The sequence below is a fragment of the Ramlibacter sp. G4-7 genome (assembly GCF_057784995.1).
The window spans coordinates 1-21,417 of the sequence record NZ_JBYNTT010000006.1; the positions used below are offsets into that span (position 1 = coordinate 1).

The 21,417-nt window shown below is 70.6% G+C and carries 22 protein-coding genes; 13 read left to right on the top strand and 9 right to left on the bottom strand.

Going from position 1 to position 21,417, the window contains the following annotated elements; all coding sequences use genetic code 11:
* Positions 1-111: 111 nt before the first annotated feature.
* Positions 112-1,032 (top strand): DUF2950 domain-containing protein, encoded by a 921-nt coding sequence (locus AC3EGR_RS09720; RefSeq protein ID WP_488546275.1) that lies wholly within the window; start codon positions 112-114, stop codon positions 1,030-1,032.
* Between the two features lie 60 nt (positions 1,033-1,092).
* Here AC3EGR_RS09720 and AC3EGR_RS09725 read toward each other — a convergent pair whose 3' ends face one another.
* The 8 genes from AC3EGR_RS09725 to AC3EGR_RS09760 all read right to left on the bottom strand — a co-directional run bounded on the left by AC3EGR_RS09725 (position 1,093) and on the right by AC3EGR_RS09760 (position 7,044).
* A complete protein-coding gene (locus AC3EGR_RS09725; protein WP_488546276.1) occupies positions 1,093-1,701 on the bottom strand; it encodes a hypothetical protein in 609 nt (202 codons plus the stop codon).
* 96 nt (positions 1,702-1,797) lie between these two features.
* Positions 1,798-2,403, bottom strand: coding sequence for a Maf family protein (locus AC3EGR_RS09730; protein WP_488546277.1), 606 nt, complete (start codon positions 2,401-2,403; stop codon positions 1,798-1,800).
* Positions 2,396-2,863 carry a 23S rRNA (pseudouridine(1915)-N(3))-methyltransferase RlmH gene (rlmH, locus tag AC3EGR_RS09735; RefSeq protein WP_488546278.1) on the bottom strand — a complete coding sequence of 156 codons (468 nt, stop codon included), beginning with the start codon at positions 2,861-2,863 and terminating at the stop codon, positions 2,396-2,398. The genes AC3EGR_RS09730 and rlmH overlap by 8 nt, the downstream gene beginning before the upstream one ends.
* 2 nt (positions 2,864-2,865) lie before the next feature.
* Positions 2,866-3,528 (bottom strand): ribosome silencing factor, encoded by a 663-nt coding sequence (gene rsfS / locus AC3EGR_RS09740; RefSeq protein WP_488546279.1) that lies wholly within the window; start codon positions 3,526-3,528, stop codon positions 2,866-2,868.
* Positions 3,528-4,127, bottom strand: a complete 600-nt coding sequence (gene nadD, locus AC3EGR_RS09745) for a nicotinate (nicotinamide) nucleotide adenylyltransferase (RefSeq protein ID WP_488546280.1) — start codon at positions 4,125-4,127, stop codon at positions 3,528-3,530. The genes rsfS and nadD overlap by 1 nt, the downstream gene beginning before the upstream one ends.
* Positions 4,124-5,038, bottom strand: a complete 915-nt coding sequence (gene hemF / locus AC3EGR_RS09750; RefSeq protein WP_488546281.1) for an oxygen-dependent coproporphyrinogen oxidase — start codon at positions 5,036-5,038, stop codon at positions 4,124-4,126. The genes nadD and hemF overlap by 4 nt, the downstream gene beginning before the upstream one ends.
* A 3-nt stretch (positions 5,039-5,041) precedes the next feature.
* A complete protein-coding gene (gene purD / locus AC3EGR_RS09755) occupies positions 5,042-6,322 on the bottom strand; it encodes a phosphoribosylamine--glycine ligase (protein WP_488546282.1) in 1,281 nt (426 codons plus the stop codon).
* On the bottom strand, positions 6,319-7,044 hold the full coding sequence (locus AC3EGR_RS09760) for a YebC/PmpR family DNA-binding transcriptional regulator (protein WP_488546283.1): 726 nt from the start codon (positions 7,042-7,044) through the stop codon (positions 6,319-6,321). The genes purD and AC3EGR_RS09760 overlap by 4 nt, the downstream gene beginning before the upstream one ends.
* A gap of 59 nt (positions 7,045-7,103) precedes the next feature.
* Between AC3EGR_RS09760 and AC3EGR_RS09765 the strand changes: the two genes are divergently transcribed.
* The 11 genes from AC3EGR_RS09765 (at position 7,104) to AC3EGR_RS09815 (ending at position 19,452) form a co-directional block, all read left to right on the top strand.
* The gene (locus AC3EGR_RS09765; RefSeq protein ID WP_488546284.1) at positions 7,104-8,624 is read left to right on the top strand and encodes a helicase HerA-like domain-containing protein; all 1,521 of its coding nucleotides are present in this window, start codon (positions 7,104-7,106) and stop codon (positions 8,622-8,624) included.
* Positions 8,625-8,737: 113 nt separating this feature from the next.
* On the top strand, positions 8,738-9,274 hold the full coding sequence (locus AC3EGR_RS09770) for an REP-associated tyrosine transposase (protein ID WP_488546285.1): 537 nt from the start codon (positions 8,738-8,740) through the stop codon (positions 9,272-9,274).
* Positions 9,275-9,341: 67 nt separating this feature from the next.
* Complete coding sequence (locus AC3EGR_RS09775) at positions 9,342-10,589, top strand: GTP cyclohydrolase II (RefSeq protein ID WP_488546286.1); 1,248 nt, start codon at positions 9,342-9,344, stop codon at positions 10,587-10,589.
* Positions 10,586-11,854, top strand: coding sequence for a URC4/urg3 family protein (locus tag AC3EGR_RS09780; protein ID WP_488546287.1), 1,269 nt, complete (start codon positions 10,586-10,588; stop codon positions 11,852-11,854). The genes AC3EGR_RS09775 and AC3EGR_RS09780 overlap by 4 nt, the downstream gene beginning before the upstream one ends.
* A 12-nt stretch (positions 11,855-11,866) precedes the next feature.
* Positions 11,867-12,505 (top strand): uracil phosphoribosyltransferase, encoded by a 639-nt coding sequence (upp, locus tag AC3EGR_RS09785; RefSeq protein WP_488546288.1) that lies wholly within the window; start codon positions 11,867-11,869, stop codon positions 12,503-12,505.
* 5 nt (positions 12,506-12,510) lie between these two features.
* The gene (locus AC3EGR_RS09790) at positions 12,511-13,686 is read left to right on the top strand and encodes a hypothetical protein (protein WP_488546289.1); all 1,176 of its coding nucleotides are present in this window, start codon (positions 12,511-12,513) and stop codon (positions 13,684-13,686) included.
* The gene (locus tag AC3EGR_RS09795; RefSeq protein WP_488546290.1) at positions 13,686-14,846 is read left to right on the top strand and encodes a HupE/UreJ family protein; all 1,161 of its coding nucleotides are present in this window, start codon (positions 13,686-13,688) and stop codon (positions 14,844-14,846) included. Before AC3EGR_RS09790 ends, AC3EGR_RS09795 begins: the two co-directional genes overlap by 1 nt.
* Positions 14,847-14,908: 62 nt before the next feature.
* Complete coding sequence (locus AC3EGR_RS09800; protein ID WP_488546291.1) at positions 14,909-15,898, top strand: BMP family protein; 990 nt, start codon at positions 14,909-14,911, stop codon at positions 15,896-15,898.
* Positions 15,899-15,929: 31 nt separating this feature from the next.
* Entirely contained in the window at positions 15,930-17,477 is a 1,548-nt protein-coding gene (locus AC3EGR_RS09805; RefSeq protein WP_488546292.1) for an ABC transporter ATP-binding protein, read from the top strand.
* The gene (locus tag AC3EGR_RS09810; RefSeq protein ID WP_488546293.1) at positions 17,474-18,535 is read left to right on the top strand and encodes an ABC transporter permease; all 1,062 of its coding nucleotides are present in this window, start codon (positions 17,474-17,476) and stop codon (positions 18,533-18,535) included. The genes AC3EGR_RS09805 and AC3EGR_RS09810 overlap by 4 nt, the downstream gene beginning before the upstream one ends.
* Complete coding sequence (locus AC3EGR_RS09815) at positions 18,532-19,452, top strand: ABC transporter permease (RefSeq protein ID WP_488546294.1); 921 nt, start codon at positions 18,532-18,534, stop codon at positions 19,450-19,452. The genes AC3EGR_RS09810 and AC3EGR_RS09815 overlap by 4 nt, the downstream gene beginning before the upstream one ends.
* Positions 19,453-19,524: 72 nt before the next feature.
* Here the strand turns inward: AC3EGR_RS09815 and AC3EGR_RS09820 are convergent, their stop codons facing one another.
* Positions 19,525-19,890 carry a nuclear transport factor 2 family protein gene (locus AC3EGR_RS09820; RefSeq protein WP_488546295.1) on the bottom strand — a complete coding sequence of 122 codons (366 nt, stop codon included), beginning with the start codon at positions 19,888-19,890 and terminating at the stop codon, positions 19,525-19,527.
* A gap of 118 nt (positions 19,891-20,008) precedes the next feature.
* Between AC3EGR_RS09820 and AC3EGR_RS09825 the strand changes: the two genes are divergently transcribed.
* Positions 20,009-21,292 carry an amidohydrolase family protein gene (locus AC3EGR_RS09825; RefSeq protein ID WP_488546296.1) on the top strand — a complete coding sequence of 428 codons (1,284 nt, stop codon included), beginning with the start codon at positions 20,009-20,011 and terminating at the stop codon, positions 21,290-21,292.
* Positions 21,293-21,417: the final 125 nt, after the last annotated feature.

Sequence of the window (21,417 nt, forward strand, 5' to 3'; positions counted from 1 at the left end):
CGGTGGGGGTGGCGGCGGCGGCGCCCGGGGTGGCGGCGGCGGTGGCCGCGGCGGCGGTGGCGGCGGCCGGCGCTAGGAGACCGCACCATGCCAACCAACCGGAAGCCTGCCATGCAAGAGAGATTCCCGCTGCGCGCGACGGTGCGCCCCCTGCTGCTGGCCGCTGCGCTCCTGCTGCCCCTGGCCGCGCTGGCGCAGCAGACCACCTTCCCGACGCCCGACGCCGCGGTCGATGCGCTGCAGCGTGCGCTGCAGGCCAACGACGACGCTGCGCTGGGCCAGTTGTTCGGCGAGAAGTACCGCCAGATCGTGAGCACCGGCGATGCCGCCCACGACAATGCGCGCCGCGCCGAAGCGGCGGCGGCGCTCGCCACGCGCAAGCGCCTGGAGGAACTCGGCGCGGACCGGCGCATCCTGCGCATGGGCGCGCAGGACTGGCCCTTCGCCATCCCGATCGTGCGCGAAGGCGTGGGCTGGCGCTTCGCGACCGAGCAGGGCCTGGGCGAACTGCAGAACCGGCGCATCGGCGCCAACGAGCGCAACGCGATCTACGTGATGCGCAGCATCGCGGACGCGCAGCGCGAGTACGCGCAGGCCGACCGCATGGGCGACGGCGTGCTGCAGTACGCGCGCAAGCTCGGAAGCACCCCGGGCAAGCACGACGGGCTGTACTGGGCGGCCGACACCGCACGCGGCGAGGAGCAGAGCCCGCTGGGGCCGCTGGTGGCCGCCGCGTCGACGGAACTGGCCGGCCACAAGGAAGGCGAGCCCTATGGCGGCTACAACTTCCGCCTCCTCACGCGGCAGGGCGCGAGCGCGCCCGGCGGCGCCTACAGCTACGTGATCAACGGCCGCATGCTCGCCGGCTTCGCCGCGGTCGCCACGCCGGCCGAATGGGGCAAGACAGGCGTCATGAGCTTCCTGATCAGCCACAACGGCAAGCTGTACGAACGCAACCTCGGGCCGCGGCCGCCGGCGATCACGAGCTTCGACCCGGGAGCGGGCTGGAAGGAAGTGCCGCCGGCGCCGTGAACCTGTCCTGCCCATGAGAAATGGCCCCCGCGGGGGCCATTTGCCTTGGCGCGAAGCCGGCTACTTCACCGACTCCACCTTGATGGCCAGCGATTCCCGGTAGAGCGCCTGCACCTGGTCGCCCTTCTTGATGCTCTTGAGCTGCTCGGGATCTTCAACGGAGAGATCCACCATGTTGCCGGCCGGCCCCTTGAGCGTGACCACCTTCTTCCTGGCATCGACCGCAACCACGTCGGCCAGCACCGCCACTTCGCGCACCGCCTGCCCGCCGGGCTTCTGCCCCGGCTCGGAGCGCTTGAGGGACGCCGATTCGCTGGCCGTCGCCTTGCCCTTGGTCTTCTTCAGTTCGAGGGCGAGCGCGGCCGAGTACTCGACGTGCACCTTGTCGCCGACCTTGAGCTGGTCGAAGTTGCGCACCTCTTCACCCAGCGGAAGGGTCACCACCTTGCCGTCCTGCCGCTTGAGCGTGACGCTGCGGGCGCCGCCGTCGATCGCCACGACCGTGGCGCTGGTCTTGAGCGTGCCTTCGGCCATGCCCTTGCCGGGGGCGGTGGCCGTGGAGCCGCTGAGGGTCGCGGCGGGCGTGTCCCCTTGCGGGGTCTGCGCGGCGGCGGCCGCGGCGGCAAGGACCAGGGCCAGCACTTGCGGCGTGCGGGAACGGATGCGCATCGTGAATCTCCTGCGGGATGTGAACCCGGTGGAGGATCGCGGTGGCCTCGGCGCGCTGCAATGGGACCTAGGTCCCACCGCACTTGCCCGCCGCCCTCAGGCAGTGCGAACGCCGGCCGCGCGCAGCAGCTGCGCGGTCTCGTGCAGGGGCAGGCCCATGATGCCCGTGTACGAGCCGGCGATGCGCGCGATGTGGACCGCGGCGCGGCCCTGCACCGCATACGCGCCCGCCTTGCCCATGGGCTCGCCGCTGGCCACATAGGCGCGGATCTGCGCCGGCGTCATGGCCGCGAACCGCACGCGCGAGTCGTTCAGCGCCGCGAAACGCCGCCGGCCGGCCTGCACGGCCACCGCGGTGAGCACGCGGTGCGTGTGCGCGGAGAGTTCGCGCAGCATGCGCGTCGCATCCCGCGCGTCCGCGGGCTTGCCGTAGATGGTGCGGCCCAGCGCCACGGTGGTGTCCGAACACAGCACCGGCGCCGCCGGCAGGCCGCGCCGCCTCAGGCGCGCGAGGGCTGCATCGAGCTTGAGGCCGGTCACGCGCTGCACGTAGGCCGCCGGGGCCTCGCCCGGACGAACCTCTTCGAGCGCCTCGCTGTCCTCGCCGGCGTCGGGCAGCAGCAGCTCGTAGCGCACGCCGATCTGTTCCAGCAGCTGGCGCCTGCGCGGGCTCTGCGAGGCGAGGTAGACGAAGTCACTCACGGTGGTAAGGATGGCCGGCGTTGATGGACCAGGCGCGATAGAGCTGTTCGGCGAGCAGCACGCGCACCATGGCGTGCGGCAAGGTGAGGTCCGACAGGCGAATGCGTTCGTGTGCCGCCTGGCGGAACGCGGGGTCCAGTCCGTCGGGGCCGCCGATGACCAGCGCGATGGCATCGTTGTCCAGCGGCCAGGCCTTCAGCCTGGCGGCGAGCGCCACGGTGGTGAGCGCCGTGCCGCGCTCGTCGAGTGCGACCACGCGCGCGCCTTTCGGGATGGCCGCCTCGATGCGCTCGCGTTCGGCGGCCAGCAGCGACGCCAGCGTCTTCGACGCGCGCGGCTCCGTCTTGACGGCCTTGAGCTCCAGGCGCAGTTCCGGCGGAAAGCGCTTGGCGTAGTCGTCCCAGGCCGCCTGCGCCCAGTCGGGCACCCGCAGGCCGACGGCCACCACCAGCAGGCGCATGCTCAGGCCTTGCGGGCCGGGGCCTTCTTCGCTGCGGCCTTCTTGGCGGGAGCCTTCTTCGCCGGTGCCTTCAGGGCGGCCTTGCCCGCGGCGCTGCGGGCAGTGCTCTTCGCGCCGGCACCCCTGGCAACCGTCTTCGCCGCGCCCTTGCGGGCCGGCGCCTTGCCTGCCGCGGACTTCCTGGCGGCGGAGGCTTCGCGCTCCGCCGTCTTCACGGCGCTGCTGCGCCTGAGCGACGGGCTGGGCACCTTCTTCGCAGGCGCCGCCGGCGCCTTGACCGGAGCGGCGGGCTTGGGCAGGCCGACGCGCACGCGCACCGGCTTGTCGCCCCAGATCTCCTCCAGGTGGTAGTACTGGCGGATGGCCGGCTGCATGATGTGCGCCACCGCGGCGCCGCAGTCCACGATGATCCACTCGCCGTTCTCCTCGCCCTCCAGGCGCGGCTTCGGGAAGCCCGCCTCGCGCACCGCATCGATCACGCTGGAAGCCAGGGCCTTCGTCTGCCGGTTGGAGGTGCCCGATGCGACGATGACGCGCTCGAACAAGGGGGACAGGTGCTCGGTGTTGAAGACCTGGATGTCCTGGCCTTTCACGTCCTCCAGGCCATCGACGATGGCCCTCTGGAGTTTCTGCGTGTCCTTCTTCGCGGCGGTGTCTGTCGTCATCAGTGGGTGGTGTAGAGAGGATGGGAAGCAATATAACGGGCGACGGCTGGCTCAACCAGCGCGGAGATGTCCTGCCGCATTGTCAGCCGGGCGCGGATATCGGTCGCACTCACGGGCATCTGGGGCAGGTCCAGGGCCTGCACCCGAACGCCAGGCAGCGCCTGCAGGGCTTGCAGGCCCTCGCCCGAGCCGCGGCCGGCCACGGCCAGCACCGCCAGTCGCGCGATGTCCTGCCAGGCATGCCAGCGGGTGAAGCTCGCGGCCTGGTCCTCGCCCATGAGCAGGACCAGTTGCGCGCCCGGATGGTCGGCCTGCAACTCGCGCAAGGTGTCGACGCTGTAGGTCGGGCCGGTGCGCCTGAGTTCGCGGTCGTCCACCTGCACGGCGGGCACGTCCGCGAAGGCCAGCGTGGCCATGGCCAGCCGGTGCGCGGCGGGGGTGAGGGCCCGGTCCTTGTGCCAGGCGTCGCCGGTCGGGAAGACGTAGAGCCGGTCGAGGGCCAGCTGTTCCACCGCGGCGCGCGCGAGCGCGACGTGCGCGCGGTGCGGGGGGTCGAAGGCGCCGCCGAACATGCCCACGCGCTGCAGGGGCGCGTTCAAACCCAGTCCCTTCGCGGCAGGAAGCGGCGCAGCAGCGCCTCCTCGCGCGAGCCCGGGGCGGGCTGCTGCTGGTAGGCCCAGGCCGCGTGCGGCGGCATCGACATCAGGATGGATTCGGTGCGGCCGCCCGACTGCAGGCCGAAGTGCGTGCCCCGGTCCCACACGAGGTTGAATTCGACGTAGCGCCCGCGCCGCAGCAGCTGCCAGTCGCGCTCGGTCTGGCCATAGGGCTGGTCCTTGCGGCGCTCGAGGACCGGCCGGTAGGCGCCGATGAAGGCATCGCCCACGGCACGCTGCAAGGCAAAGCTGTTGTCGAAGCCCTCTTCGAAGAAGTCGTCGAAGAAGATGCCGCCGATGCCGCGGGCCTCGTCGCGGTGCCGCAGGAAGAAGTAGTCGTCGCACCAGGCCTTGAAGCGCGGGTACTTGTCGGCACCGAAAGGCGCGAGGCTGTCGCGGCACGCCCGGTGGAAGTGCACCGCATCCTCCTCCTCGCCGTAGTAGGGCGTGAGGTCCATGCCGCCGCCGAACCAGTACACCGGCTCGCCGCCCTCGGGCAGCGCGGCGAGCATGCGCACGTTCATGTGCACCGTGGGCGCGTACGGGTTGCGCGGATGGAAGACCAGCGACACGCCCATGGCCTCGAAGCCCGCCCCGACCAGTTCGGGGCGGTGCTGGGTCGCCGAGGGCGGAAGCTTGGGCCCGGTCACCTGCGAGAAGGCGCAGCCCGCGCGTTCGAACACCTTGCCGCCCTCGAGGATCATCGTGCGGCCGCCGCCTTGCAGCGGCTCGCCCGGGTCCTTCGTCCACCGATCGGCGCGAAATGGCTGGCCGTCGATGGCGCCGAAGGTGTCGGTGATGCGTTGCTGCAGGTCCCAGAGGTAGGAGCGGACCTGCTCCCGGTGCTGGTCCACGCGCTAGCCCTTCACCGCGCGGTGGCCGATGTCGCGGCGGTACTGCGCGCCATCGAAGCTGATGTGGTGCAGCACCTCGTAGGCGTGCAGCTGCGCGGCCTTCACCGTGTCCGCGAGGGCCGTGACGCACAGGACGCGCCCGCCGGCGGTGACGGTGTGGCCGTCCTTGGGGATCGTGCCGGCATGGAACACGACGGCGTCGTCGGTGTCCTTGGGCAGGCCATGGATCACGTCGCCCTTGCGCGGGTCCAGGGGGTAGCCGGCCGCGGCCATCACCACGCCCAGCGCGGTGCGCCGGTCCCACTGCAGTTCGACCTGGTCCAGCGTGCCGGAGGTGGCGGCCATCATCACGTCGTAGAGGTCGGACTTCAGCCGCATCATGATCGGCTGCGTCTCGGGGTCGCCCATGCGGCAGTTGAACTCCAGCGTCTTCACCTGGCCGTCCTTGCCGATCATGAGGCCCGCGTACAGGAAGCCCGTGTACGGAATGCCGTCCTTGTCCATGCCGCGGATGGTCGGCAGGATGATCTCGCGCATGGCACGGGCGTGCACGGCGGGCGTCACGACCGGCGCCGGCGAGTAGGCGCCCATGCCGCCGGTGTTGGGCCCGCGGTCGCCGTCCTGCAGGCGCTTGTGGTCCTGGCTGGTCGCCAGCGCCACCACGTTCTTGCCGTCGCACAGCACGATGAAGCTGGCTTCCTCGCCCTGCAGGAACTCCTCGATCACCACGCGCGCGCCGCCTTCGTTGTGCGCCACGCCGAGCTTGTCGTCCAGCAGCATGAAGTCGATCGCCTCGTGCGCTTCGGCCGGCGTCATCGCGACCACCACGCCCTTGCCGGCGGCCAGGCCGTCGGCTTTCACGACGATGGGGGCGCCCTTGCGATCCACGTAGGCATGGGCGGCGGGCGCGTCCGTGAAGACCTCGTACTCCGCCGTGGGGATCTTGTGGCGCGCCATGAAGGCCTTGGCGAAGGCCTTGGAGCTTTCCAGCTGGGCCGCCCGCTGGCTGGGCCCGAAGATGCGCAGGCCATGGGCGCGGAAGTCGTCCACCACGCCGGCGGCCAGCGGCGCTTCCGGACCGACCACGGTCAGGGCGATCTTCTGCTTCAGCGCCCAGTCGCGCAGCTGCCGCAGGTCCGTGATGGGCACGTTCTCCAGTCGGCCGTCGAGCGCGGTGCCGCCATTGCCCGGCGCCACGTAGACGGCCTGCACCTTGGGCGACTGGGCGAGCTTCCAGGCAAGGGCGTGTTCGCGGCCGCCGCCGCCGATCACGAGAACCTTCATTCAGCGATCTCGGCGTTGGTGTACACGTTCTGCACGTCGTCCAGGTCTTCCAGGATGTCCAGCAGCTTCTGCATGCGCTGGCCCTCGTCGCCGGCGAGCTCGATCGTGTTCTCGGGCCGCATGGTCACCTCGGCCAGTTCCGGCTTCAGGCCTGCGGCTTCCAGGGCGTTGCGGACCTTCTCGAGGTCGGCCGGACCGGTGAGCACCTCGATGGCGCCCTCGGCGTCGCTGATGACGTCCTCCGCCCCCGCGTCCAGGGCCACTTCCATCACCTTGTCCTCGCTGGTGCCGGGCGCCAGGATCAGCTGGCCGACGTGGCGGAACTGGAAGGCCACCGAGCCTTCGGTGCCCATGCTGCCGCCGTACTTGCTGAAGGCGTGCCGCACCTCGGCCACGGTGCGCACCTTGTTGTCCGTCATGGTGTCCACGATGATGGCCGCGCCGCCGATGCCGTAACCCTCGTAACGGATTTCCTCGTAGTTCACGCCCTCGAGGTTGCCGGTGGCCTTGTCGATGTTGCGCTTGATGGTGTCGGCCGGCATGTTGGCTGCCTTCGCCTTGTCCACCGCCAGCCGCAGCCGCGGGTTGTCCTTGACGTCGCCGCCGCCCTGCCGGGCCGCGACCATGATTTCACGGATGACCCGCGTCCAGACCTTGCCCCGCTTCTCGTCCTGGCGACCCTTGCGGTGCTGGATGTTCGCCCATTTGCTGTGACCGGCCACGGATTCGTCCTTGCTCTTCTGCGTTAACCTTGCTGAACCCTCATTCTACTTTTTGCACCATGGCCGAACCGATGTTGATCGCCCAGAACGGCAAGACGCAGGCGCACCTGCTCCCCGGGCTGGCCAACCGCCACGGCCTGGTCACCGGCGCCACCGGTACCGGCAAGACCGTCACCCTGCAGAAACTGGCGGAAAGTTTCAGCCGGATCGGGGTGCCGGTGTTCCTGGCCGACATCAAGGGCGACCTGACCGGCATCAGCCAGCCCGGCAAGCTGGAGGGCAAGCTGGCCGCGGTGATCAAGGAACGCGGCCTGCCGGCGCCCGAGCCGCTGGCCTGCCCGACCACGCTGTGGGACGTGTTCGGCGAGCAGGGCCACCCGGTGCGGGCGACCATCACCGACCTCGGCCCCCTGCTGCTGGCGCGCATGCTGAACCTCAACGAGACGCAGGCCGGCGTACTGCAGATCGTGTTCAAGATCGCGGACGCCAACGGCCTGCTGCTGCTGGACCTGAAGGACCTGCGCGCGATGCTCCAGCACGTGGGAGACAACGCCAAGCAGTTCACCACCGAGTACGGGAACATCAGCGCGGCCAGCGTCGGCGCCATCCAGCGCGGGCTACTGCAGATCGATTCGCAGGGCGGCGACCGCTTCTTCGGCGAGCCGATGCTCAACATCGCCGACTTCCTGCAGACCGATGCCAACGGCCACGGGGTGGTGAACATCCTGGCCGCGGACAAGCTGCTGAACGCGCCGCGGCTTTACGCGACCTTCCTGCTGTGGATGCTGTCGGAGCTGTTCGAGACGCTGCCGGAAATCGGCGATCCGGACAAGCCCAAGCTGGTGTTCTTCTTCGACGAGGCCCACCTGCTGTTCGACGAGGCGCCCAAGGTGCTGGTGGAACGCATCGAACTCGTGGTGCGGCTGGTGCGGTCCAAGGGCGTCGGCGTGTACTTCGTGACGCAGAACCCGCTGGACATCCCGGACTCGGTGCTGGCGCAGCTGGGCAACCGCGTGCAGCACGCGCTGCGTGCCTTCACCCCGCGCGACCAGAAGGCGGTGAAGGCCACGGCCGAGACGATGCGGCAGAAACCGGGCCTGGACATCGCCGCGGCCATCACCGAGCTGGCGGTGGGCGAGGCGCTGGTGAGCTTCCTGGACGACAAGGGGCGCCCCAGCATCACCGAGCGCCTGTACGTGCTGCCGCCCGGCAGCCAGATCGGCCCGATCACGCCGGAGCAGCGCAAGGCATTGATCGCGGGCTCCGTGGTGGCGGGCGTCTACGAGAAGACCGAAGACCGCGAATCGGCTTACGAGAAGCTCAAGGGGCGGGCCGCCGAGGCCGCGCAGGCCGGGGCGGCGGGCAGCACCGGCGGCACGGCCGGCACGCCGGCGCCCGGCGGCGGCATGTTCGGCGGCCTGTCCGACGTCCTGTTCGGGTCGACCGGCCCGCGCGGCGGCCGCCACGAAGGCATGGTGGAGAGCTTCGCCAAGTCCGCCATCCGCACCGTCGGCAGTTCGGTGGGACGCGAGATCGCGCGGGGGGTGCTGGGGAGCATCCTGGGGGGAAAGAGGCGCTAGGGTTTTGGCGGGGGGATGGAACGGTGGGGTTCGCTGACCCCGGCATCAATCCACACCATCCCTGCAACAGACTGCCGCTTCCCCACCCCAGCCCCATCCGTTGTTGGGTCACCATGCCCAACGACCTCCGCGCCTCGCCCGGCGCCACCTTCTTCTTCACCCTCACCCTCGAAGACCGGGGCGCCCGCTACCTGGTCGACCACGTGGCGGAACTGCGCACGTGCCTGAAAGCGGTGAAGGAACGCCATCCCTTCGACATCGAGGCCATGGTGGTCCTGCCCGAACACATCCACGCCTTGTGGCGCCTCCCCGTCGACGACGGCGACTACGCCACGCGCTGGATGCTGCTCAAACAATCCTTCACGCGGCGATTGACCGAACTCGGCGTCCTTCCCGATGAGGCCGCCAGGCCCCGCGGCCGCCGCGGCGAGCGCTCGGTCTGGCAACGCCGCTTCTGGGAGCACCAGGTCCAGGACGACGAGGATTTCGCCCGCCACGTCAACTACATCCACTTCAACCCGGTCAAGCACGGCTGGGTGTTGCGTGCCCGAGACTGGCCCTATTCCAGCCTGCACCGCTTCGTGCGCGAGGGGAAACTGCCGGCCGACTGGGGCATCCATGCCGCCATCGAGGGCGACTTCGGGGAGTAGCCGTCGCGCAGCCATCGCGCATTGGCGCGTGCTTTGCTAGAGTGGGCTTTTGGCTTTGCGAGACTTCATGGCCGCCGATCCTTCCGCTCCCCGCCACATCCGGCTGACCTCGCATGCCAGCGGCCAGGGCGCCTTGCCCATCCAGTGGGGTGCGGCAACGCCGGGCGAGCGCGGTCCCATCGTCGGCACCACCACCAGCCGCAGCCACCGCAACGTGATCGGCACGCACAGCGGCTCCTACAGCGTCTACCGCGCGCTCGCGGTCGCGGCGGGTGCGCTCAGCCGCGAGCACAAGGCCGACCTCACCAACACCGCGCCCACGGACGTGATCGGGCCGTACCCGCAGTGGACGGACCCCGGCAAGATCGTCAGCCTCGACCCCTGGGGCGCGACCGTGGCGGAGGTGTTCGCCAGCGAGCTGGCGGCCGGCTACGACATCCGTCCCACCATCGCCGTCACCAAGGCGCACGTGATCCTGCCGGAAGTGATCGAAGGCATGCAGAAAGGCCGGCTGAAGGCCGACAACCGCATCCTGATGGAAGGCGGCGCGGCCTGCGTCACCAAGGCGGCGATCGAGCCTGTGTGGTGGCTGCCCGGCGTGGCCAGGCGCTTCGGCTGCACCGAGTCCGACCTGCGCCGCGTGCTGTTCGAGGAAACCGGCGGCATGTACCCCGAACTCGTCACGCGCAGCGACCTGGAAGTGTTCCTGCCCCCGATCGGCGGGCAGACGGTCTACATCTTCGGCGACCCGCGCGACCTGGCCAATCCCGACGTGGAGCTCACCGCCCGGGTGCACGACGAGTGCAACGGCTCGGACGTGTTCGGCTCGGACATCTGCACCTGCCGCCCTTACCTCACGCACGCCATCGAGGAATGCATCCTGGGTGCCCAGCGCGGCGGCGTCGGCCTCGTTTCCTATTCGCGCAAGGAAGGCCGCGCGCTCGGCGAAGTGACCAAGTTCCTGGTCTACAACGCGCGCAAGCGCCAGGTGGGCGGCGACACCGCCGCCCAGTACTTCGCCCGCACCGAGTGCGTCGCCGGCGTGCAGGACATGCGCTTCCAGGAGCTGATGCCCGACGTGCTGCACTGGCTGGGGGTGAGGAAGATCCATCGCCTCGTCTCCATGAGCAACATGAAGTACGACGCGATCACCGGCTCCGGCATCGTGGTCGGCGAACGCGTGGACATCCCGGCCGGACTGATCCCGGCCGACGCCCAGGTGGAGATGGAGGCGAAGAAGGCCGCCGGCTATTTCACGCCGGACGCCGTGCCGGACGCCAAGGCGCTGAAGGAAACCAAGGGACGCGCGCTGTGAGCGACGCCCACTTCGTCGGCGGCAACGCCGAGGCGGAAGCCGCCGCCAGCGTGCTGCGTTCCACGATCACCGTGCGCGAGCGCTGCGGGCAGCTCCTGGCCCGGGCGCGCGCCGGCGAATCGAAGTGGTTCACGGTCGACGAGGACGCGCTGCGTCCGGCCGCGCGCGAAGTCGCCGACATCACGCGCAAGCGCTACCCCAAGGGCCACATCCCGTTCCACAGCCGCTGGCGCCACCTGCAGGCCGGCGGCGTGGACCGCCGCGCCGAGCTGGAGCGGCTGCTCGGCGACGTGCCCAAGGCCGTGCGCGGCGAGGCGATGTTCGACCTCACCTTCGTCAGCGTCCTGCTCGATGCGGGCGCGGGCCCCGACTGGAGCTACGTGGAGCCCGCCACGGGGCAGCGCTTCACGCGCTCGGAAGGCCTGGGTGTGGCAAGCTTCCACGCCTTCACCAGCGGCATGTTCTCGAGCGACAAGAACCATCCGCTGCAAGTCGATGCACAAGGCCTGCGGGCGCTGGTCACCGACCACCTGGCCAACGCCTTCCAGGTCCGCGACAACAACGTCCTGGTCGGCCTGGAAGGCCGCGCCATCCTGCTGCGGCGCCTGGGTGAGGCCATGCAGGAGCAGCCGGAGGTCTTCGGCCCGCAGGTGCCGCGGCCCTCGGGCATCTACGCGCAGATCCTCGCGCCGGCGCCGGAAGTGGCGTACACCGCGGACGTCGCGGCGCACGACATCCTGTCGCAGATCCTGTTTTCCTGTTCCGGCATCTGGCCCTCCGGCAATGCGATCGACGAGGTGCCGCTGGGGGACTGCTGGCGGCACGAGGCCGTGCGCGGCGAAGGCCTCACCGACGGCTGGGTGCCGTTCCACAAGCTGTCGCAGTGGCTCACCTATTCGCTGCTCGAGCCCTTCGCCTGGTCCGGCGTGCAGGTGCGCGGCGTCGAGCAGCTCACCGCCCTGCCCGAGTACCGCAACGGCGGCCTGCTGCTGGACTCGGGCGTCCTGCGGCTGCGCGACGAATCGGTGCGCGACCGGACCTGGCAGCCGGGCGACGAACTCGTCGTCGAATGGCGCGCGCTGACGGTCGCGCTGCTGGACGAACTCGCCGTGGAGGTCCGCAAGTCGCTGCACCTGGACGCCGAGCGCCTGCCGCTGGCCTGCGTGCTCGAAGGCGGCACCTGGGCGGCCGGCCGCGAGCTCGCGCAACGGCTTCGCGGCGGCCTGCCCCCGCTGAAGATCACCAGCGACGGCACCGTCTTCTAAGAGAATCGCACCATGGCCAGCAACAACAACGTCCACGTCATCGACCACCCCCTGGTGCAGCACAAGCTGTCCCTGATGCGGAACAAGGAAGCCAGCACCAACAGCTTCCGGCGCCTCCTCAACGAGCTCGCGATGCTCATGACCTACGAGGTCACGCGCGACGTCCCCATGCAGGAGGTGGAAATGCACACCCCGCTGGAGACGATGAAGACCAAGGTCATCGACGGCAAGAAGCTGGTGTTCGTGTCCATCCTGCGCGCCGGCACCGGCATCCTGGACGGCATGCTCAGCGTGGTGCCCGGCGCCCGCGTCGGCCACATCGGGCTGTACCGCGACCCGAAGACGCTGATGGCGGTGGAGTACTACTTCAAGATGCCGCAGAACATGGAGGAGCGCGACGTGATCGTCGTCGACCCCATGCTGGCCACCGGCAACTCCGCCATCGCCGCGGTGGAGCGGCTCAAGGAACTCAATCCGAAGTCCATCAAGTTCGTGTGCCTGCTGACCTGCCCGGAAGGCATCTCGGCCCTGCAGAAGGCCCACCCCGACGTGCCGATCTACACGGCCGCCATCGACCGCCAGCTCAACGACCACGGCTACATCCTGCCGGGCCTGGGCGACGCCGGCGACCGGATGTTCGGCACCAAGTAGCTCCCATGCGCTTGCTGCCCTGCGCTGCCGCGGCGGCGGCGCTGCTGTGCGTGTTCGCCGCGGCGGCCGCGCCCTTCACGCCCGCGAGCGAGGACGAGGTCGTGGAGCGCCTGCCGCTGGCACGCGACCCGGCGCTGCGCGCCGTGGAGTCGCTGCGCCGCCAGCTCGCGTCCCGCCCGCAGGACGCGGCGCTGCGCCTGGACATCGCCGAGCGCTACTTCGCCCTGGCCATGGCACAGGGCGATCCGCGCTACGTGGGCTACGCGCTGTCGACGATCACCCCGCTGGCAGGCACGGCCGCAGGCGAGAACCGCTACTGGCTGGTGCGCGGGCAGCTGCAGCAGTACGGGCACGACTTTCCGGCGGCGCTCGCCAGCCTGGAGCAGGCGAGCCGCCTGGCACCCGACGCGGTCGAACCGGTGGCCTGGCGCGCCGCGATCTACATGGTGCAGGCGAACTATGCGCGTGCCGCGGCCGAATGCGACCGGCTGGCGCGCATCGCAACGCCGCTGCTGGCGCAGGGCTGCACGGCGTACGTGCGCGCGACCACGGGCCAGCTCGTGCCCGCCTACGACCTGCTCTCCAAGGCGGTCGCCGCCTCCGTCGACGTGCCGCCCGGCCTGATGCTGTGGGCGCAGACCCGGCTGGCCGAAATGGCGGCGCGGCTGCAGCGCCACGGCGACGCCGAGCGCCACTACCGGGCCGCGCTGGACCTGGGCTTGACCGACCAGTACCTGCTCGGGTCCTACGCCGACTTCCTGCTGGAACGCGAGCGGCCGGCGGACGTGCTGCGCCTGCTGTCCGGCTGGGAACGCTCCGACGTGCTGCTGCTGCGCCTGGCGCTCGCCGGCCGGGCCGCGCAGGACCGCCGTGCTGCCGACTGGGCGTCGCAGCTGCGCGAGCGCATGCAGGACGCGGCCCGGCGCGGCGATCGCCTGCACGAACAGGAAGCGGCGCGCTGGGCACTGGAGCTGGCGCACGATCCGGCGCAGGCCCTGGCGTTCGCCCAGAGCAACTACGCGCGGCAGAAGGAGCCGCGCGATGCCGAGGTCCTGATGCGCGCGGCCCTCGCCGCGAAGAAGCCGCAGGCAGCGCAGGCGGCGCTGGCGTGGTGGAAGGACAGTGGCTACGAGGACCCGGCGATGCAGGCGCTGGCCGGGAAACTGGGGGCGGTGCGGTGATGGCGTGGCCGGCCCGGTTGTTCTCCGTTTGGCTGCGACGGTGGCTGCTCCTGGCCCTGCTCCTCGTTCTCGCACCGTCCGCCGGGGCCCACAAACCCAGCGACAGCTACCTCACCCTGCGCGGCGACGCCCAGGGCGTCTCCGTCCGCTGGGACATCTCGCTGCGCGACCTCGACTACGTGCTGCAGCTCGATCGCGACGGCAACGGCGAGCTCACCTGGGGCGAGGTGCGGCAGCGCGAGCCGGACATCACCAGGCTGGCGCTGGCGCGGCTGGCGCTGTCCTCGCAAGGCGCGGCCTGCCCGCTGGCCGCCGCCGGGCCCATGATGCTGGAGCGGCACAGCGACGGCACCTACGCGGTGCTGGCCCTGCACGCCCGCTGTGCGCAGCTCGCGGGCAGCCTCCAGGCGCACTACAGCCTCTTCTTCGATGTCGACCCCAGCCACCGGGGCCTGGCGCAATGGACGCCTTCCGGCGCGGCACAGGCCCAGCCGCGCGTGTTCGCGGCCGACTCCGCGCCCCAGGACCTGCCGCTCGCCGCGACCGGCGCCTGGGAGACGCTGCGCCAGTACGTCGTCGAAGGCATCTGGCACATCTGGATCGGCTTCGACCACATCCTCTTCCTGCTGGCCCTGCTGCTGCCTTCGGTGCTCACGCGCGACGCCGGCCGCTGGCAGCCCACCACCAGCCTGAAGCGGGCCGGCGTCGAGGTGCTGAAGGTCGTCACCGCCTTCACGCTGGCGCACTCGATCACGCTCAGCCTCGCCGTGCTCGGTGTCGTCAGCCTGCCCTCGCGGCTGGTGGAGTCGGTGATCGCCGCCTCGGTGGTCGTCGCGGCGCTGAACAACCTGCGCGGCACCATCGACCGGCGCCGCTGGGTGATGGCCTTCGTGTTCGGGCTGGTGCACGGCTTCGGCTTCGCCTCCGTCCTGGCCGACCTCGGCCTGCCGCAAGGCGCGCTGGCGTTGGCCCTGGTCGGCTTCAACGTGGGCGTGGAGCTGGGGCAACTGGCCATCGTCGCGGCCTTCCTGCCCCTGGCCTATGCGCTGCGCACCACGGGTTTCTACCGGGTCGGCGTGCTGCGCTTCGGCTCGCTGCTCGTCGCCCTGCTGGCCGGCTGGTGGTTCGTCCAGCGCGCCTTCGACCTCGCCCCCTCTTGACGGCCGTGGCGGCTGGCACGACGCTTGCACTTCGCCACGATCCCAACGCCCGAGGAGCCTCCATGACCCGCAGCCGCCGCCGCCTACTCGCCCTTGCCGCCGCCCTCGCCGCCGCCAGCCCCGCCCTGGCGCTCGCGCAGGGCAAAGTCAAGGTCGCCGCCATCTACACCGTCCCCTTCGAGCAGCAGTGGGTGAGCCGCATCCACAAGGCGCTCAAGGCGGCCGAGGCGCGCGGCGAGATCGAGTACAAGGCCAGCGAGAACGTGGCCAACGCGGACTACGAGCGGGTCATGCGCGAGTACGCCACCGGCGGCAACCAGCTGATCGTGGGCGAGTCCTTCGCCGTGGAAGCGGCCGCGCGCAAGGTCGCCAAGGACTTCCCGAAGACCGCCTTCCTCATGGGATCCTCCGGCAAGCCGCAGGCGCCGAACTTCAGCGTGTTCGACAACTACATCCAGGAGCCGGCCTACCTCTCGGGGATGATCGCCGGCGGCATGACCAAGTCGAACAAGATCGGCATGGTCGGCGGCTTTCCCATCCCGGAAGTGAACCGCCTGATGCACGCCTTCATGGCCGGCGCGCGCGAGGTCAACCCCAACGTGCAGTTCATGGTGACCTTCATCAACAGCTGGTTCGATCCGCCCAAGGCCAAGGAAGCGGCCTTCGCCATGATCGACCAGGGCGCGGACCTCCTGTACGCCGAGCGCTTCGGCGTGTCCGACGCGGCCAAGGAGCGCGGCAAGCTGGCCGTGGGCAACGTGATCAACACGCAGGACAAGTACCCCGAGACCGTGGTCGCGTCGGCCCTGTGGAACATGGAGCCGACCATTGACGCGGCGCTGAAGAAGGTCAAGGAGGGCAAGTTCAGCGCCGAGGACTACGGGCACTACTCGACGATGAAGTTCAAGGGCTCCGAGCTGGCGCCGCTGGGCACCTTCGAGAAGAAGGTCCCGGCCGAGGTGATGGCCAAGGTCAAGGCCAAGGAGAAGGCCATCCAGGAAGCGAAGTTCAGCGTCAAGGTGGACGACTCGCAGCCCAAGTCGGGCAAGTGAACGCGATGCGGCGTTGCGCTCCCCCCGCCGCATGGAAGTAAGAGCCCCCGCAGCAGCCCCGGTCCTGCGCATGCAGGGCATCGCCAAGCGCTTCGGCGCGCTGGTGGCCAACGACGACGTGTCGCTGCAGCTCGGGCCGGGCGAGGTGCTGGGGCTGCTGGGGGAGAACGGCGCCGGCAAGTCCACGCTGGTGTCCATCCTCTTCGGCCACTACGTGCCGGATGCGGGCCGCATCGAGGTGTTCGGCCGCGAGCTGCCGCCAGGACAGCCGCGGGCGGCGCTGGCCGCGGGGATCGGCATGGTGCACCAGCACTTCACGCTGGCCGACAACCTCACGGTGCTGGAGAACGTGGTGCTCGGCACCGAGCCCCTGTGGCAGCCTTTCAGCCGGCGCGACACGGCCCGCACGCGCCTGCTGGGGGTGGCGCAGCGTTTCGGGCTGGCGGTCGCGCCCGATGCGCCGGTGGCGAGCCTCTCCGTGGGCGAGCGGCAGCGCGTGGAGATCCTCAAGGCGCTGTACCGCGGCGCCCGCATCCTGATCCTGGACGAGCCCACGGCGGTGCTCACGCCGCAGGAAAGCGAAGGGCTGTTCCGCACGCTCGCCGACATGGTGGCGCAAGGGCTGTCCATCGTCTTCATCAGCCACAAGCTGGCCGAGGTGCTGCGCGTGGCGCACCGTGTGGTCGTGCTGCGTGCCGGGCGCGTCGTCGCCGAAGCAGCCACGCGCGACACCGATGCGGCCACGCTCGCGCGCTGGATGGTGGGACAGGACGTCGCCCTGCCGCAGGGCCGGCCCAGCGCGGTGGCCGAGCGGCCGGTCGTCTGCGAATTGCAGGACGTGCAGGCGGGCAGCGGCCGGGACCGGCTGGCCGGCGTGTCGCTGCAACTGCGCAGCGGCGAGGTCACCGCCATCGCCGGCGTGTCGGGCAATGGCCAGCTCGCGCTCGCGCAGCTCCTGTGCGGCATGCTCGCGGCGCGCGCCGGCCGGGTCCGGCTGCCTTCTGCGGGCATCGCGCGCGTGCCCGAGGACCGCCACGGCACGGGCGTGATCGGCGACCTGCCGGTCTGGGAGAACGCCGTCTCCGAGCGGCTGCGCTCACCCGCGTTCCGCAGCGGCCCGTTCGTGCGGCGGCAGGCGGCGCGCGCGCATGCGCAGGCGATCACCACGGCCTTCGACGTGCGCGGCGGCGGGCTGGACACGCCTGCACGGGCGCTGTCCGGGGGCAACATGCAAAAGCTGATCCTGGGCCGCGCCCTGCTCTCGCCCGACGGCGGCACGCCCCGGCTGATCGTCGCCCACCAGCCGACCTGGGGTCTCGACGTGGGCGCCGTCGCCTACGTGCAGCAGCAGCTGCTGGCCGCGCGCGATGCGGGCGCGGCGGTGCTGCTCGTCTCCGATGACCTGGACGAGGTGCTCGCACTGGGCGACCGCATCGCGGTGATGCACGCCGGCAAGCTCACCGAAGCCCTGCCACCGTCTGCCTGGACCCGCGAATCCATCGGCCTGGCCATGGCCGGTGTCCTCCCGGCTCCTCTCCCTCCCCGTGCGGGGCAGGGTCGGGGTGGGGGCACGCGATGAGACTGGAACGCCGCACCACCGTCTCCCCCCTCGCGCTCTCCCTGGCCCCCATCGGCGCGGTCGCCTTCACGCTCCTCGTCAGCAGCCTCCTCGTCCTCTGGGCCGGCGCCCCCGTGGCGCCCACCTGGGCCGCCCTGCTGCGCGGCGGCTTCGGCTCGGTGTTCGCCTGGACGGAGACGCTCACGCGGGCCACGCCCCTGATCCTCACGGGCCTGGCCGCTGCCGTGGCCTTCCGCGCGCGCCTGTACAACATCGGCGGCGAGGGACAGCTCTACGCGGGCGCGCTCGCGGCCGTGGCGGTGGGCGGAATGCACGCAGGTTCGGGCTTCGCCGCGCCGCCCGCGGTGCTGCTGCCGCTGATGTTCGCGGCCGCCGCCCTGGCCGGCGCGCTGCTGCTGCTGGGGCCGGCCCTGCTCAAGGCGAAGCTGGGCGTCGACGAGGTGGTCACCACGCTGCTGCTCAATTTCATCGTGCTGCTGGGCGTCTCCGCCCTGCTGGACGGCCCGATGAAGGACCCCACCGCCATGGGCTGGCCGCAGAGCGTCGCGTTGCAGTCCGAGCTGGAACTGGGCAAGCTGCTGCCAGGCACGCGCGTGCACACGGGGCTGCTGGGAGCGGCCGCACTCGCCGTGCTGCTCTGGGCCGCGTTCAAGTACACGGTGTTCGGCTTCGACGTGCGCGCCCTCGGCGCCAACCCACGCGCCGCGGCTTTCGCCGGCGTGCCGCCGCTGCGCACCATCGTGTGGGTCGCCCTGCTGTCCGGCGGCCTGGCCGGCCTCGGCGGCGCCATCGAGGTGGCGGGCCGCACGAGCTACGTGACGCTGGACATGTCGCCGGGCTACGGCTACAGCGGCATCGTCATTGCCATGCTGGCGGGCCTGCATCCGCTGGCCCTGCTCGCGGCGGCGGTGTTCGTCGCGGGGGTTCTCGTGGGCGCCGACAGCATGAGCCGCGTGATCGGCGTGCCCACCTACATCGCCGACGTGATCGTGGCGGCCTCGCTCGTGTCGGTGCTGGTCGCCACGCTGCTCGCGCAGTACCGGGTGCGGCGCGCATGAGCACGCTCCTCGAGCTGCTGGCCAACCCGGCCCTGTGGATCGCGGTGCTGCGCATCGCCACGCCGCTGGTCTTCGGCACCCTGGGCGTGCTGCTGTGCGAGCGCGCGGGCGTGCTGAACCTGGGCATCGAAGGGATCATGGTGGCGGGCGCGTTCACCGGCTGGCTGGCGGTGTACGCCGGCCTGCCGCTGTGGGCCGGGGTGGCCGTGGCGGCCGGCACGGGGGCGATGCTGGGGGCGTTGCACGCTTTCCTCACCGTGGCGCTGGCCCTGTCGCAGCACGTCTCCGGCCTGGGCATCACGTTGCTGGCCACCTCGCTGAGCTACTACGCCTACCGCGTGAGCTTTCCCAAGGTCAACACGCCGCCGACCGTGCATCCCTTCGCGCCCATGGACGGCCTGGGCATCCCGATCCTCTCGGCGCAGACACCGCTCACCCTGCTGGCACTGCTGCTGGTGCCGGCGATCGCCTGGTTCCTGTACCGCACGCCGGCGGGCCTGGCACTGCGCATGGTGGGCGAGAACCCGCAGGCCGCCGAGAGCCAGGGCATCTCCGTGCTGGCGGCGCGCACGGGCGCGGTCGTCGCCGGCTCCGCGCTCATGGGCGTGGCGGGCGCCTTCCTCACCCTCTCGGCCTTCGACGCCTTCTTCTTCAACATGGTCAACGGCCGCGGCTGGATCTGCGTGGCCCTGGTCGTGTTCGCGTCGTGGCGGCCGGGCAAGGCGCTGCTGGGCGCGCTGCTGTTCGCCTTCTTCGACGCACTGCAGCTGCGCCTGCAGCAGTCCGGCGCCGGCCTGCCCTACCAGGTCTACCTGATGCTGCCCTATGCACTGTCGATCCTGGCGCTGGTGCTGGTGGCCCGCCGCGCCGCCTATCCCCAGGCGCTGATGAAGCCCTATCGCAAGGGCGAGCGCTAGCGACGGTGCCCATCGGCTCCTAGGGTGGCGCGGCCAGCGGTCGCGGCAGGTGAGCGACAGCGAAACCCACCGTTACTGCCCCCACCCGAAGAACCCCACGACCTGCATCAGCCGCCCTTCGGCGTCCAGTTCGGCGAAATCGACGCCCTGCAGCACCGCAGTGCCCTGCGCATCGAGAAGCCGCCAGCCATACCGCAGAAAGCCGTGGTGCGCATCGACCGGGGTGCTGCGCTCGAACCGGTGCTGCGGAAACTGCGCCAGCAGCGTCGCGGCCTGGTCGGCAATGCCCTCGTGGCCGCCGGCCTCCATCGGTGGATCGACCAGCCTGCCCTGGGCATTCCAGAGCTGGCGGATGGCGGCGCCGCGGCGGGCTGCGTCGCGTTCGCAATAGGCGGCGAGGTGGCCGTCGACGAGGCGTTCGAGACTGGAAGCGTCCATGGCGATGTCCTTGCGTGGTGGTGGAAGAAGGCCGCATGGTGGGCGCCCGGCGCGCACCTGGCCATGACCTCGCAGGTCAAGGCACGACAGGCGCCGCCAACGCAGCTATCCTCCTTCCATGCTCGACCTCCTCGTCACCAATGCCACGCTGCCCGATGGCCGCAGCGGGATGTCCGTCGCCGTGCAGGACGGCCGCATCCGCGAGCTCACGCCCGGCCTGCAGGCGCCCGCACGCGAGACGGTGGACGCCGGCGGCCATCTCCTGTCGCCGCCTTTTTGCGACCCGCACTTCCACATGGACGCGACGCTCAGCTACGGGCTGCCGCGCATCAACGAGAGCGGCACGCTGCTGGAAGGCATCGCGCTGTGGGGTGAGCTCAAGCCGCTGCTGAAGGCGGAGGACATGATCACGCGCGCCCTGGCCTACTGCGACTGGGCGGTCGCGCGCGGTTTGCTGGCCATCCGCAGCCACGTGGACACCAGCGACCCGTCGCTGCTGCCGGTGGAGGCGATGCTGGAGGTGAAAAAGCGCGTGGCGCCTTACCTCGACCTGCAGCTCGTGGCCTTCCCGCAGGACGGCGTGCTGCGCACCCCGGGTGGCATCGACAACATGAAGCGCGCGCTCGACCTGGGCGTGGACGTGGTCGGTGGCATCCCGCATTTCGAACGCACCATGGCCGACGGCGCCACGAGCGTGCAGCTGCTGTGCGAGGCCGCAGCCCGGCGCGGCAAGCTGGTGGACATGCACTGCGACGAAACGGACGACCCGATGTCACGCCACATCGAGACGCTGGCCTACGAGACGCAGCGCCTGGGCCTGCAGGGCCGCGTGAACGGCTCGCACTGCACCTCGATGCACAGCATGGACAACTACTACGTGTCCAAGCTGATCCCGCTGATCGCGGAGAGCGGCGTGAGCGTGGTTGCCAATCCGCTGATCAACATCACGTTGCAGGGGCGGCACGACACTTATCCGAAGCGCCGCGGCATGACGCGCGTGCCGGAGCTCATGGCGGCGGGCGTGAACGTCGCGTTCGGGCATGACTGCGTGATGGACCCCTGGTACGGCATGGGCTCGGGCGACATGCTGGAGGTCGCGCACATGGGACTGCATGTGGCGCAGATGACGAGCCAGCAGGGGATCCGTTCCTGCTACCAGGCGGTAACGAGCAACGCCGCGAAGGTGATGCACCTCGAGCGGTATGGATTGGAAGCCGGGTGCGATGCGAGCTTTGTCCTGCTGCAGGCGCGGGACGTGGTCGAAGCCATCCGGCTGAGAGCGAATCGGCTGAAGGTGTTCAGGCAGGGAAAGGTGGTGGCGACCACGCCGGAAATGGCCGCCGAAATGCAGCTGCCGGGGCGGCCTGCCAAGGTCACCTTCCAGCGCGCGGGCGATCGGTAGCGCCCCCTTGCGGGAAGGGCCGACCGCTCGCTCTTCGAGGGCGCCGAGGCAACCTCAGCAGCTTGCCTGGTGCTGCCGGCAGCGGATGGATGAGCCCGGGCACGGCCTGATCGCCCCACGGCCGG

What these genes read in the sequence shown, in the direction of transcription:
- AC3EGR_RS09720 (WP_488546275.1), top strand. Translation starts at nt 112, where the DNA reads ATGCAAGAGAGATTCCCGCTGCGCGCGACGGTGCGCCCCCTGCTGCTG.
- AC3EGR_RS09725 (WP_488546276.1), bottom strand. Translation starts at nt 1,701, where the DNA reads ATGCGCATCCGTTCCCGCACGCCGCAAGTGCTGGCCCTGGTCCTTGCC.
- rlmH (WP_488546278.1), bottom strand. Translation starts at nt 2,863, where the DNA reads ATGCGCCTGCTGGTGGTGGCCGTCGGCCTGCGGGTGCCCGACTGGGCG.
- rsfS (WP_488546279.1), bottom strand. Translation starts at nt 3,528, where the DNA reads ATGACGACAGACACCGCCGCGAAGAAGGACACGCAGAAACTCCAGAGG.
- purD (WP_488546282.1), bottom strand. Translation starts at nt 6,322, where the DNA reads ATGAAGGTTCTCGTGATCGGCGGCGGCGGCCGCGAACACGCCCTTGCC.
- AC3EGR_RS09765 (WP_488546284.1), top strand. Translation starts at nt 7,104, where the DNA reads ATGGCCGAACCGATGTTGATCGCCCAGAACGGCAAGACGCAGGCGCAC.
- AC3EGR_RS09770 (WP_488546285.1), top strand. Translation starts at nt 8,738, where the DNA reads ATGCCCAACGACCTCCGCGCCTCGCCCGGCGCCACCTTCTTCTTCACC.
- AC3EGR_RS09775 (WP_488546286.1), top strand. Translation starts at nt 9,342, where the DNA reads ATGGCCGCCGATCCTTCCGCTCCCCGCCACATCCGGCTGACCTCGCAT.
- upp (WP_488546288.1), top strand. Translation starts at nt 11,867, where the DNA reads ATGGCCAGCAACAACAACGTCCACGTCATCGACCACCCCCTGGTGCAG.
- AC3EGR_RS09790 (WP_488546289.1), top strand. Translation starts at nt 12,511, where the DNA reads ATGCGCTTGCTGCCCTGCGCTGCCGCGGCGGCGGCGCTGCTGTGCGTG.
- AC3EGR_RS09795 (WP_488546290.1), top strand. Translation starts at nt 13,686, where the DNA reads ATGGCGTGGCCGGCCCGGTTGTTCTCCGTTTGGCTGCGACGGTGGCTG.
- AC3EGR_RS09800 (WP_488546291.1), top strand. Translation starts at nt 14,909, where the DNA reads ATGACCCGCAGCCGCCGCCGCCTACTCGCCCTTGCCGCCGCCCTCGCC.
- AC3EGR_RS09805 (WP_488546292.1), top strand. Translation starts at nt 15,930, where the DNA reads ATGGAAGTAAGAGCCCCCGCAGCAGCCCCGGTCCTGCGCATGCAGGGC.
- AC3EGR_RS09810 (WP_488546293.1), top strand. Translation starts at nt 17,474, where the DNA reads ATGAGACTGGAACGCCGCACCACCGTCTCCCCCCTCGCGCTCTCCCTG.
- AC3EGR_RS09815 (WP_488546294.1), top strand. Translation starts at nt 18,532, where the DNA reads ATGAGCACGCTCCTCGAGCTGCTGGCCAACCCGGCCCTGTGGATCGCG.
- AC3EGR_RS09820 (WP_488546295.1), bottom strand. Translation starts at nt 19,890, where the DNA reads ATGGACGCTTCCAGTCTCGAACGCCTCGTCGACGGCCACCTCGCCGCC.
- AC3EGR_RS09825 (WP_488546296.1), top strand. Translation starts at nt 20,009, where the DNA reads ATGCTCGACCTCCTCGTCACCAATGCCACGCTGCCCGATGGCCGCAGC.